The sequence below is a fragment of the Vibrio sp. 1249-1 genome, assembly GCF_033340495.1.
The window spans coordinates 43,042-55,711 of sequence record NZ_JAWOWJ010000009.1; the positions used below are offsets into that span (position 1 = coordinate 43,042).

Annotated in this window: 10 protein-coding genes; 2 read left to right on the forward strand and 8 right to left on the reverse strand. The window is 44.0% G+C overall.

Translation table 11 applies throughout. From position 1 onward, the window contains the following. Window positions 1-6: 6 nt before the first annotated feature. Together ptsP and rppH are read right to left on the reverse strand one after the other, a co-directional pair. Window positions 7-2,253: a phosphoenolpyruvate--protein phosphotransferase gene (gene ptsP, locus R7Z50_RS16415; protein ID WP_005385966.1), complete on the reverse strand. Its 2,247-nt coding sequence runs from the start codon at window positions 2,251-2,253 to the stop codon at window positions 7-9. 2 nt (window positions 2,254-2,255) lie between these two features. Then, window positions 2,256-2,777, reverse strand: a complete 522-nt coding sequence (gene rppH, locus R7Z50_RS16420) for an RNA pyrophosphohydrolase (RefSeq protein ID WP_005381953.1) — start codon at window positions 2,775-2,777, stop codon at window positions 2,256-2,258. A 619-nt stretch (window positions 2,778-3,396) separates the two neighbouring features. Between rppH and mutH the strand changes: the two genes are divergently transcribed. After that, window positions 3,397-4,077, forward strand: coding sequence for a DNA mismatch repair endonuclease MutH (gene mutH / locus R7Z50_RS16425; RefSeq protein ID WP_017821501.1), 681 nt, complete (start codon window positions 3,397-3,399; stop codon window positions 4,075-4,077). 15 nt (window positions 4,078-4,092) lie between these two features. Here the strand turns inward: mutH and R7Z50_RS16430 are convergent, their stop codons facing one another. After that, a complete protein-coding gene (locus R7Z50_RS16430; protein WP_005381772.1) occupies window positions 4,093-4,404 on the reverse strand; it encodes a DUF6482 family protein in 312 nt (103 codons plus the stop codon). 154 nt (window positions 4,405-4,558) lie between these two features. On the opposite strand from R7Z50_RS16430, the gene R7Z50_RS16435 reads away from it, so the two are divergent. Next, window positions 4,559-5,593 carry an NADP(H)-dependent aldo-keto reductase gene (locus R7Z50_RS16435; RefSeq protein ID WP_318149157.1) on the forward strand — a complete coding sequence of 345 codons (1,035 nt, stop codon included), beginning with the start codon at window positions 4,559-4,561 and terminating at the stop codon, window positions 5,591-5,593. 134 nt (window positions 5,594-5,727) lie between these two features. Here the strand turns inward: R7Z50_RS16435 and R7Z50_RS16440 are convergent, their stop codons facing one another. The 5 genes from R7Z50_RS16440 to recJ all read right to left on the reverse strand — a co-directional run bounded on the left by R7Z50_RS16440 (window position 5,728) and on the right by recJ (window position 12,650). Continuing rightward, window positions 5,728-5,979 (reverse strand): DUF1127 domain-containing protein, encoded by a 252-nt coding sequence (locus tag R7Z50_RS16440; RefSeq protein WP_065274191.1) that lies wholly within the window; start codon window positions 5,977-5,979, stop codon window positions 5,728-5,730. 528 nt (window positions 5,980-6,507) lie between these two features. Further along, a complete protein-coding gene (gene vpsR / locus R7Z50_RS16445) occupies window positions 6,508-7,842 on the reverse strand; it encodes a cyclic-di-GMP-binding transcriptional regulator VpsR (protein WP_318149158.1) in 1,335 nt (444 codons plus the stop codon). Window positions 7,843-8,086: 244 nt separating this feature from the next. After that, window positions 8,087-9,604, reverse strand: a complete 1,518-nt coding sequence (gene lysS, locus R7Z50_RS16450) for a lysine--tRNA ligase (protein ID WP_005382861.1) — start codon at window positions 9,602-9,604, stop codon at window positions 8,087-8,089. 34 nt (window positions 9,605-9,638) lie between these two features. After that, a protein-coding gene (gene prfB / locus R7Z50_RS16455; protein WP_100068604.1) for a peptide chain release factor 2 occupies window positions 9,639-10,737 on the reverse strand; the annotation gives its coding sequence in 2 pieces (ribosomal slippage) (window positions 9,639-10,661 and window positions 10,663-10,737; 1,098 coding nt in all). A 173-nt stretch (window positions 10,738-10,910) separates the two neighbouring features. Continuing rightward, on the reverse strand, window positions 10,911-12,650 hold the full coding sequence (gene recJ, locus R7Z50_RS16460) for a single-stranded-DNA-specific exonuclease RecJ (protein ID WP_017635068.1): 1,740 nt from the start codon (window positions 12,648-12,650) through the stop codon (window positions 10,911-10,913). Between the last annotated feature and the right edge of the window lie 20 nt (window positions 12,651-12,670).

A 12,670-nucleotide genomic window follows, 5' to 3' on the forward strand; every position in this document is an offset into this window, starting at 1 on the left:
GATTTCCTACTTTTTACCTGCACGGATAAAGCCCGCAAAGCCCTGTTGAATGAAGAAGTCATGCATCATTTGATGAATGTCCTCCCCATAGGATTTTGTCATTGCTTGCTCCGCTAATTTTTCTAATTCTTCTTGTTGACTATGACGAATCAAATATTTCACCTTAGCCACGTTGGAGGTGTTCATACTCAAACTGGTATACCCTAACCCAAGTAAGAGAAGAGCGCCAAATGGATCACCCGCTAGCTCACCACAAATACACACGGGCACCTGATATTTATCACACACCTCATGGATTTGCTTAAGCGCTAACAGTACCGCAGGATGCATAGATTCATAGACATCCGCTACGCGCGAATTGTTCCTATCTACCGCTAATAAATACTGAGTTAAATCGTTTGTCCCGACAGAAACAAAATCAACACGGTGAGCAATCGTTGGCAACAGATACACCATCGATGGTACTTCAATCATGACCCCAATTTGTGGGAATTGAATTCTATCATCAAGCAAAACGGCTTCGCTGTGAGCTTGATTAATCAAGCTAATGGCATCGTCTAGCTCTTTTACCCCTGACACCATTGGCAATAAGATACTTAAGTTTCCGCTTTCTGCACTCGCTCTTAACATTGCACGCAGCTGGATCAAGAAAATGTCTGGATGATCCAATGTAAAACGAATGCCACGCCAGCCTAGAAACGGATTATCTTCTTCGATGGGCAAATACGGCAAAGGTTTGTCACCACCAATATCCAAAGTACGCATCACTACTCGTTGATTCGGATAGCTGTTAAGTATTGCTTGGTATTGATGATACTGCTCATCTTCCGAAGGAAAGTGATGCTGAAGTAAAAATGCAATCTCAGTTCGGTACAACCCAACACCATCAACACCTGTGTTGATGGCAATATTACTGTCTGCACTGAGTCCCGCATTCAGCATAATTTCGATATGGTGATTATCTTGCGTAACCGCAGGGAGTGCGAGGTCCTTGTTTACCATGGCAAACAATTCAGACTCTTCGCTTACTAAGCTGCGATACTCTCGCAACAACTGGCGGTTTGGCTCTAAGAAGATCTCACCCGTATAGCCGTCGACTATCCCGAGTTTGCCATTCACCACATCCGGATTAATGTTGGCGCCCATGACCGCAGGGACCCCAAGAGCTCGAGATAAAATGGCAGCGTGAGAGTTTGCGCCTCCCTCTAATGATACGACAGCTAACAAAAACTCTTTAGGTACAGAAGCGAGCAAGGTGGCAGTGAGTTCATTCGCCACCAAAATAATGGGACGATCAATTGCAGAATTTTCTTGCTCGCTGTTGTGCAGAAAATAGAGCAGCCTTTGCCCTAACTCTCGGATATCTTGCGCTCTTTCACGCATGTATACATCCGACATTCTGGCAAATCGATTCGAGTATGACTCTACAACTTGGCGTAACGCCCAGTCTGCCCTATCTCCTTTTTCAATCTGCTTCTTCAAATCACCGCGAAGCATCGGATCATTCAGTAAGTGAGTAAACAGATCGAAGATCGCCAGCGCATCTTTGTTGATTTCACTGTCCAGTTTTTTCCGCATACGGCGAAAGTCATTTAACGCTCGCTCTATGGCCACCAGTAGTGTCTCGTGCTCGCGTTCCTTATCTAACGTGGACGAAGGGAAAACATCCGATAAACTCGGCTGGGTATTGTCGAACCAAAACTCTCCAATCGCGACACCAGTAGACGCAGGCAAACCTTTTAATACCGTGGGTTTAGATGCTAACTGCCAATGCCCAAGATTCTGCGCATGTGCAATGAGCACCGCTAACTGAGCGGATAAGGTAACAAGAAACGATTCTTCCATTTCACTAAACAAGCGCGGCGTTTTTTGTTGGATCACCAACACACCTAAAACTTGTTTACGATGAATGATTGGAGTAGCTAAAAAAGAGTGGTAAATCTGTTCGCCGAGTTGAGGAAAGAATTTGAACTCGGGGTGTTTTGAGGCTTCGGCAAGGTTAAGGGGTTCAGCGCTTCGTTTTACCAACCCAACCAAGCCTTCATTGAAGTTGATATGAATACTATCACCTTCAAAAATAAGGCCTTGAGTTGCCATTAACTCAAGGCGCTGCATTTCTTCATTAGCAAGATAGATAGTACAGCACTCAGTACTAAGGGCAGCACAAGTCTCTTTCACCAATATATCGAGTGCCAGATGCACATCATCGACCCTGGAGACTTTCTCAACTATTTCCCTTAGCTGACTGAGCATGATTATCCTCTACGTTGCTTTTTTCTTTTCCCTTTCGCTTTTCTCTCTCGAAAAGGCATGGCTAAGGATGCAAATTCTTTCATCGCTCGTCGATAAACATCTCGCTTGAAAGAAACAACTTGCCTAACTGGATACCAGTAACTTACCCAGCGCCAACCATCAAATTCAGGGGATTTTCCGCGTTGCATATTAATGCGAGATTCATCGCATTCTAATCTCAGCAGAAACCATTTCTGTTTTTGGCCGATACAAACAGGCTTGGAGTCCCAACGCACCAATCGCTTTGGTAGCTTATATCTTAACCAATGACGACTTGTTGCAATGATCTTAACGTCTTTTTTCGTTAAACCGACTTCTTCATATAACTCCCTGAACATGGCTTGTTCAGGGGTTTCACCTTCGTCAATCCCACCTTGTGGAAATTGCCATGAGTGTTGCCCGTATCGTTTAGCCCAGAAGACCTGACCATGGTTATTACATATCACAATACCAACATTAAGTCGGTAACCATCGCCATCTATCACTGGCTAACCTCTATGAATAAATTTTTTATTACCGTGATTTTTCCACATATCCCCATTACTAGCAAACTTACTGATGTGATATGAGCAAGATTTATTACCTTTTCACCATTTTTGGATATCTTTTAATCAAACCATACCTTATCAACACAAGAGTGAGACATTGACCACATTTATTCACCTTTTCTGTGAATAACTTTGTGAAGAATTCAATTCAAATGAGTAATTCAGTTCAATCCCATCAAATGAAAAACAAATGAACAAACAAAAAAACAAACATAAAACATTGATAAAAAAGTATTTATTTTTAAAAATAACGATAATTCGATCTTCAATTTCTTGATGATCTTTTCACCAAACTCAGATCGGTCAAAGATCCACCAACAGGCTATTTATCCACACTTACCTGCTATTCGTTTAGATGATTACAACAAAATCAACCCCAAAAATGCATTTTAACCCCTGTTTATTCATACAGACCCCGTCAGGATCTTATCAATACCTCCTCCACCTGTGGATAAGTTATGAATTGATCGTTCTTACACCGCCTCGGTGAAATCTTAAACAGTAGATTTGGTCGGAGTTTGATAAACTATATTTTTTGTAATACCACCTTGTAACTATGAAACCAGAACCACAAACAGAAGCAGAGCTATTGGAACGAGCGCATGATATGGCAGGACTCAGTTTTGCTGAGTTGGCCGCCGAAGCGAATATGATTGTTCCTGAAAACTTAAAACGTGATAAAGGTTGGGTGGGTCAATTACTCGAATGGCACTTGGGCGCTCCAGCTGGCAGTAAACCTCAACAAGATTTCGCAAAACTAGGGATCGAGTTGAAAAGTATTCCGATCAGTTATTCTGGCAAACCTTTAGAAACAACCTTTGTTTCTGTGGCTCCCCTCACTGGTGTTCATGGTCTTACATGGGAAACAAGTCATGTTCGAAACAAGCTATCTCGTGTGCTTTGGGTACCCGTAGAAGGAGAACGAGAAATCCCACTCGCTGAAAGACGTGTGGGCAGTCCACTCATTTGGTCACCAGATGAAGAAGAAGAGCGGATTTTGCGAAATGACTGGGAAGAGTTAATGGAGATGATCGTCTTGGGAAGATTTGATCAAATTTCCGCCAGACACGGAGAAGCGCTGCATCTTCGCCCTAAAGCCGCAAATGCAAAAGCGCTCACCGAAGCATACAACTCAAATGGTAAGCCGATGAAAACTCTGCCCCGAGGCTTTTACCTTAGAACACAGTTTACTGAACAGATCTTACTCAAGCACTACATTAACACTCAACCAGAATAAAACCATATCAGCTATTTAGTGCGTCACGAGCGATAACTCAATATCGCAGTACGAGGCTGCCTCTTCAGTGCCACATTCGTCATACGCATTGCGCAGCCTTAAATACGCTTTATCGACCCCTAGCCTCAATAGTTCTTCTTTTACTAAGTCTAGAGAGCCAAAATGTATCGGGTCTTCACCGTCTTTAATCGGCTCAAGTTGATGCTTGTACTCCACAGCTAAAAGATAGTCAGAGACATCAGAACACCCAATCACAAATACTTTGGGAGTTTTATAAGTATCTTTATGTGGACCATGTAGCCACATGTCCAATTGATGCTTCTGCATAACATACCTCCTTCACACGATCATTTAAGTGTAGTTAGGCTAACTGTAGCTTTCGAGTTTGCTCTTCCTTTATACGTAAATCATTTGCGATTGCGGCTAAAAATCCCCTATATTGGAGTCACTTATTTAGTCGGTAACTCTTCAAGGACGTGATATGCAATACACAAAACTACCGCACTCATCACTTGAGATCAGTAAAATCTGCCTCGGCACTATGACGTTTGGCGAGCAAAACACAGAAAAGGACGCCTTTGAACAGCTCGACTTTGCCCTCGATCATGGGGTGAACTTCATCGATACCGCAGAGATGTACCCTGTACCGCCAAACTCGGAAACACAAGGGCTCACCGAGCAATACATCGGTAATTGGTTGGCAAAAAGCGGCAAAAGAGAAAAAGTAGTACTGGCAACAAAAGTGGCAGGCCCTCGCAATGTTCCTCACATTAGAGACAACATGAGCCTTAATCGTCGCCACATCCATACAGCAATTGATGACAGCCTTAATCGTCTACAAACCGATTATGTCGATTTGTACCAACTACATTGGCCGCAGCGTCAAACCAACTGCTTTGGTCAACTCAACTACCCATACCCTGACAAACAAGAAGAAGTCACGTTAATTGAAACGTTGGAAGCGCTTACTGAATTAGTGAATGCAGGTAAAGTGCGCTATATCGGCGTATCCAACGAGACGCCTTGGGGTGTAATGTCGCTACTGCGTTTGGCAGAAAAACACGATTTGCCAAGAATTGTCTCCATTCAAAACCCATATAACTTATTGAACCGCAGCTTCGAAGTTGGCTTGTCTGAAATCAGCCATTACGAAGGCGTTCAGTTACTTGCCTACTCTCCTTTGGCATTTGGCTGCCTGAGTGGTAAATACCTAAACGGGGCAAAACCTGAAGGCGCTCGATGTACTAAGTGGGAGCGTTTTGCGCGCTACTTCACTCCACAAGGTGTTAAAGCGACCGAAGCTTACGTCAATTTAGCTCAAGAGCATGGTCTAAACCCTGCACAAATGACGCTCGCGTTTGTCAATCAGCGTCCATTTGTTGCTTCTAACATTATCGGAGCAACAATCCTAGACCAATTAAAAGCCAATATCGACAGTATTGATTTGCAACTTAGCGACGAACTACTTACTGAAATTCAAGCAATAGGTACAACTTACTCGAATCCTTGCCCTTAACAGTAAAGCTCCCTTCAAACGAAAACAGCTGATCTTCAAGATCAGCTGTTTATCCAATGAAGTCATACTTCATATAAAAAGTTAAGCGTGTTGAATGACTCGTTAGCAACTCAGTCAGTCCAACACGCTAACGATTACGTCATTATTCGCGACGTTAAAACTCGACGAAGGTGACGAACTCGACGTTCAACTTTAACTGTATCCGGAACATTGGCACGTGTAGAACGACCATCGCGATCTAAACCAATATCTCTCAATAGATGAACATTCGTCCATGGAATATCATGAGCAGTTCGGCGTATGGTGCGCTGCCATTGCTTTTCTTCGCGTTTAAGGTCTGCTTTCAATAGCAAAGTGGCCAATTGTAGGTAAATAGAGTGACGCATAATATTTTCTCCGATTATCGATGTATTCGACTGGGAAAAATAGTGCGTAAAATGAACAGAAATATTCTGTTGATACTAAGCCGCTACTTTTCCGCAGCCTAGTAAACATAAATTAGGTTACGGATTAATTTTTATCTTGTGAGCCAGTGGTATTGGTATCATCCGATTTAAGGGTTATCGGAGCGATAGGCATACGATCAGCGCAAGCAGTGGTGTTAACAACGTAATGTTTCATCTTGCGCCTCCTAGCTAAAAATTAATCCGTTTATGAAAGGTATAACTCATTGAGTTACGGTTAAATTGTAAGCTTTGATGAATATATATCAAACATTTTTTGCCTTTTTGATTAAAAACAAATCAATACACCGCAATTTAGTTTCATATACTTTTATGTATAACATATTCACCTGAGGAATATATAAATTTGCGGATTTTATAAATCAAACCAAACAAAAAATAAAAAGAGCGGCTCTGTGGCCACTCTCTTTTATTGTATTTATTCGCCTATTTAACACAGGGAAAGGCCAACTACATGGCTTGTTCGGAAATCAAGTTATGTTTATTAAGTAGTCGATACATGGTTGCACGCGAAACTCCGAGCTCTTTCGCCGCATTTGAAACTTGACCAGAATGAGATTCCAAAACAACCAGCAACGCATCACGCTCACTCTTCTCACGGATTGATTTCAAGCTGTGCTTTGAGTCATTACGTTGAGGTAAATCTAAGTGATGCTCTTCAATTATTACGCTGTCGGACATTAATACCGCTCGCTTCACTTGGTTCATCAGCTCACGCACATTTCCAGGCCAGAAATAACGTGTCAGTGCCTTGAATGCATCCTCAGAAAAGCTTTTTGCTTGCGAGTTGTACTCTTTTGAGAACTCTTGTAAGTAGAAACGAGCCAGCAATGCGATGTCACTCGCACGTTCTTTCAAGCTAGGGACATTGATGCGCAGAACGTTGATGTAATGGTAAAGCTCTTCATTGAAGTCACCGTCAATCAAAGCTTTTTCAACATCTGACGAGTTAGCAGCAAGAATACGCACGTTAACCGCTTTTACGCCATCTTTGGTATCAATGGTGCCTTCTTGCAAGAATCTAAGCAGATTCATTTGCTGCTCTTTTGAAATGGTAAGAATGTCGTTAAATAACACGGTGCCGCCATCTGCTTGTTCAAGCAGGCATGCTTCCATATCTTCATCGGCGTTAATACCAAATACTTCAGCTTGGAAACGTTGTTCATTGAGTGCGCGACAGTTAATTGCCATAAACGGTTTATGAGAGCGTGAAGAGACTTTATGGATGGCCCTAGCAACCGCCTCTTTACCAGTCCCACTTTCCCCAGAAATCAGAATGCTGACGTCCGTTGGACCAATGCGCTTCACTTGATCGCGTAAACGTTTCATCGGGATAGATTCACCGATCAAACCCATATCTAAACTGCTACCAAAACTAGGCCAAACTTTTTTCTCCAATTTAAGCATGCCAAGCTGGTGACCTATTGTGCTTAATAACTGTGCATCTGGGATCGGCGCTGTGAAAAAATCGATACAAAAGTTAACAATGAACTGGCATATGGTGTCAGTGCCAAGCTGAGATTCACGAATAAACGCTAACCAACGTACGTGTTTGTGAGAGCTGACTAAGTTCGCCAAACCATTCAAGCTGAACTCGTCATGGCTGAGATCAACAATACCGATACATGGACCAATATCTTCTAACAGCGTATTAGCTTTGCGTAAGTCACCTACTTGATGACACTTCCAGCCCACTTGCTCCAGTACCGATAACCAAGGCTCATAAGTACCGCCAACTACCACAAGCGATCCCGGGATGGAATCCATCTTAAACTGCCCAGCCATTCTCTAACCCTTTTTCATTGTTAATAGAAATTTTGTGCCACAAACTTATCTTTGCGAGCGGGTAACATTATCGAGACTCCGCCCCCTCACGTCTGTCTCAGTATTAAGACTATGCAATAGATTGAGATTTGGCGAATGTTTATTTGCATATCCCATTAAAAGGCAAGTGCAACAACTTGAATTACCTTAACTAAAAGGCAAAAAAAAACCACCCGAAGGTGGTTTTTTTACTCATCCTATCGAATTACGCTTGCGGGCGCATTGCAGGGAATAAGATCACGTCACGGATAGTGTGCGTGTTAGTCAGTAGCATAACCAAACGGTCGATACCGATACCTTGGCCTGCTGTTGGCGGTAGGCCGTGCTCTAGAGCAGTGATGTAGTCTGCATCGTAGAACATTGCTTCGTCGTCACCAGACTCTTTCGCTTCAACCTGTGCTTTAAAGCGTGCATCTTGGTCTTCAGCATCGTTAAGCTCTGAGAAACCGTTCGCTACTTCACGGCCACCGATAAAGAACTCAAAGCGGTCTGTAAAGAACGGGTTATCATCGCTACGACGAGCCAACGGAGAAATATCTGCTGGGTAACCAGTGATGAACGTAGGCTGCATTAGCTTAGGTTCTGCTGTTTCACCAAAGATCTCTTCAAGAAGCTGACCGCATGTCCAGAAAGGTTCTACTTCAACGTGAACAGATTTCGCGATAGAAACCATTAGATCACGGTTTTGTAGGTCTTCTTCTGTTAGCGCTTGGATTTGCGCGTGGTCTGGGTTGTAGTGCTTGATTGCTTCGAACATGCTCATACGAGTGTAAGTACCACCAAACTCAACCGTTTCATCACCGTAAGGCATTGACGTTGAACCTAGAACTTCTTGCGCCACTGAGCTTAGTAGTTCTTCAGTTAGGTCCATCAGATCTTTGTAGTCTGCGTACGCCATGTAGAATTCCATCATTGTGAATTCTGGGTTGTGGCGTGGAGAAAGGCCTTCGTTACGGAAGTTACGGTTGATTTCGAATACGCGATCAAAACCACCAACAACTAGACGCTTCAGGTATAGCTCTGGCGCGATACGTAGGTACATTGGCATGTCTAGTGCGTTGTGGTGCGTGATGAATGGACGCGCACTCGCACCGCCAGGGATAACGTGCATCATTGGCGTTTCAACTTCCATGAACTGCTTAGAGATCATGAAGTTGCGGATTGCAGACATTACTTTAGAACGTACTACGAACGCTTGACGAGAGTCTTCGTTAACGATCAGGTCAACGTAACGTTGGCGGTAACGCATCTCTTGGTCAGTTAGACCGTGGAACTTTTCTGGAAGTGGACGTAGTGCTTTGGTTAGCAACTCGTACTCTTCCATGTTCACGTATAGGTCACCCTTACCAGACTTATGAAGTGCACCTTTAACACCGATGATGTCACCGATATCTAGACCTTGGTATTTTTCTTTAAGTACTTTTTGAACCGCTTTGTCAGCATAAGCTTGGATACGGCCAGAAGTTTCTTGAATTACCAAGAATGGACCACGTTTAGCCATGATACGGCCAGCGATTGCTACTACGTGGTTAAGCTCTTCTAGCTCTTCCTTCGTCTTTTCACCGAACTCTTTCTGAAGGTCGCCCGCTAGTGCGTCACGACGGAAGTCGTTTGGATGGCCGTTCGCTTTGCAGCTCTTTCGGATTGCATCCAGTTTAGCGCGGCGTTCAGCAATCAGCTTATTTTCTTCTAGTACAGTTTCGTTTTGAACAGCATCAGTCATTTTCGATGTATCCTGTTTTTGTCGGTGAAAAGCTTTATAGACCTGATTTCAGGCTAGCTTCAATAAATTTGTCCAGATCGCCATCAAGAACCGCTTGAGTATTACGGTTTTCAATGCCCGTACGGAGGTCCTTAATACGTGAGTCATCCAATACGTAAGAACGGATCTGGCTACCCCAGCCAATGTCAGACTTAGCGTCTTCATTAGCTTGTTTTTCCGCATTTTGCTTTTGCAATTCAAGCTCAAATAGCTTCGCTCGAAGCTGTTTCATTGCCTGATCTTTGTTCTTATGTTGAGAACGGTCATTCTGACACTGAACCACTGTGTTCGTAGGTACGTGCGTAATACGTACCGCAGATTCTGTGGTGTTTACGTGCTGACCACCTGCGCCTGACGCACGGTAAACGTCAATGCGTAGGTCGGAAGGATTAATGTCGATGTCGATGTTTTCATCAATCTCTGGATAGATGAACGCAGAAGCAAATGACGTATGGCGACGACCGCCTGAATCGAACGGAGATTTACGAACAAGACGATGAACGCCCGTTTCAGTGCGTAACCAACCGTACGCATACTCACCAGAGATGCGAACTGTTGCCGACTTAAGACCCGCGACTTCACCTTCAGAGACTTCAATCACTTCAGCTTTGAAGCCCTTCGCTTCTGCCCAACGTAGGTACATACGCAGCAGCATGTTAGTCCAGTCTTGTGCTTCTGTACCACCAGAGCCAGCTTGCAAATCGATGTAACAATCAGAGCTATCGTGGTCGCCAGAGAACATACGACGGAATTCAAGCTTTTCTAGCTTCTCTTCCAACTCAGCAAGTTCTGGTTCAATTTCGTCAAATGTTTCTTGATCTTCTTCTTCTACAGCCAGCTCAAGAAGACCTTCTACATCTTCCACACCTTGCTCTAGTTGATCAATGGTTTCAACAACCGCTTCTAGTGATGCACGCTCTTTACCCAGTGCTTGCGCACGCTCAGGTTCGTTCCATACATCTGGTTGTTCAAGTTCTGCGTTGACTTCTTCTAGACGCTCTTTCTTCGCGTCATAGTCAAAGATACCCCCTCAGGACATTTGTGCGCTGAGACACGTCCTGCAGACGGTTTTTAATTGGATTGATTTCAAACATGTTTACTCAACATTTTAGAATAGAATTTAACCGAGAAATTCTACTGAAAAATGTGACCGAGATACAGGAAAATTTCGGATGAGAAATCAGATTGCGGTGAGAGAGAGCACGGTCATAAAATTTTACACCCACTTCGGGGCAACCGTACTCTATAAGAAAGGTTAATCTAGGTATTACTTAGCTTCGATATGATCGATCATCAATTGCAATGATTGATTACCACGAAATTCATTCACATCCAGCTTATACGCGAGACGTACTGTTTTAACCGATGCATCTGGCCATCGGCGTAGATCAACATTGAATGCAATGCCGTCGATCATCACATTGGTAGGGTGACCTTTATAAAGCGGCTCTAACATCAATTTAAGATGCTTCTCACCCACCAGCTTTTGATGCAGTACTTTAAACTCACCATCAAAGATTGGCTCTGGGAAAGCTTGTCCAAAAGGGCCACCCGATCGCAGCTGTTCAGCAACATGCATAGAGAACTCTTCCGGCTTAAGTTCACCATCTGACATGATCACGCCTTTTAGCGCCGCTTCATCGAGTTCCTTTTTTACCACTTCATCAAACAAACGACTGAAACGCTCAAAATCCTGCTCTTTAATCGTTAAGCCTGCTGCCATGGCGTGTCCACCAAACTTGATGATCAAACCCGGGTTTTGCGTGTCGATGAAATCCAACGCATCGCGCATGTGTAGCCCCGGAATAGAACGACACGAGCCTTTAATCGTCCCTTCTCCGCCATCAGCAAATGCAATGACTGGACGGTGAAACTTCTCTTTAATACGCGAAGCCAAAATACCAATCACACCTTGATGCCAATCACGTTGGAACAAGGCTAGGCCATAAGGAAGCTCATTGCCTTCACCAAACTGAAGGCGCTCACAGAAAGCCATCGCTTCTTGCTTCATGCCTTCTTCAATCTCTTTACGTGTTTGGTTCAAGCCATCCAATTCACTTGCCATGCGACGAGCAGCGTGGATGTTGTTACACATCAGCAGTTCAACACCGAAAGACATGTCATCAAGACGACCTGCAGCATTAATACGTGGACCTAAAGCAAAGCCAAAATCGGACGCAACTAAACGACGCGCATCGCGCTTCGCGACCTCAATTAACGCTTGGATGCCGGGACGCGCTTTGCCCGCACGAATACGTTGCAAACCTTGGTGTACAAGAATGCGGTTGTTTTCATCCAATGGAACGACGTCGGCGACGGTACCCAGTGCAACAAGGTCAATCAGTTCCATCAACTTGGGCTCTTGCATCCCCTGTTCTGCAAACCAATTGTGTTTTCGCATATGAACGCATAGTGCCATCATGAGATAAAACGCGACCCCCACACCCGCAAGCGCTTTAGATGGAAAGCTACAGCTCTCAAGGTTTGGGTTCACCATTGCATCCACATCAGGCAACACTTGTCCTGGCAAGTGGTGATCGGTAACAAGCACAGTAATGCCATTTTCTTTTGCGTAACGCACGCCTTCGATTGATGAGACGCCGTTATCCACCGTCATGATCATCTCAGCGCCAAGCTCTAAGGCTTGGTCAACGACTTCTGGACTTAACCCATAACCGTCTTCAAAACGATTTGGCACTAGGTAATCCACATTGTGACTACCAAGCATACGCAGCGCGAGTACTGATAATGCTGAGCTTGTCGCACCATCAGCGTCAAAATCACCGACAACGATGATGCGTTTTTGTTCTTTTATCCCCTGAAACAAAAGATCGACAGCTTGCTCAATCCCCCCGAGTTTTTGATATGAATGCAACCCACGGGCCGACGTTTCTAATTGTGAAAGATCCGTTATCCCACGGTTGATGTAGATACGTTTAAGAATCGGAGGAATGGAATCAGGAAGAAGGGAAAGATCAGGTTCAGGACGTCGTTGAATTTCTATCATGCTTAAAAGAGCCGACAACT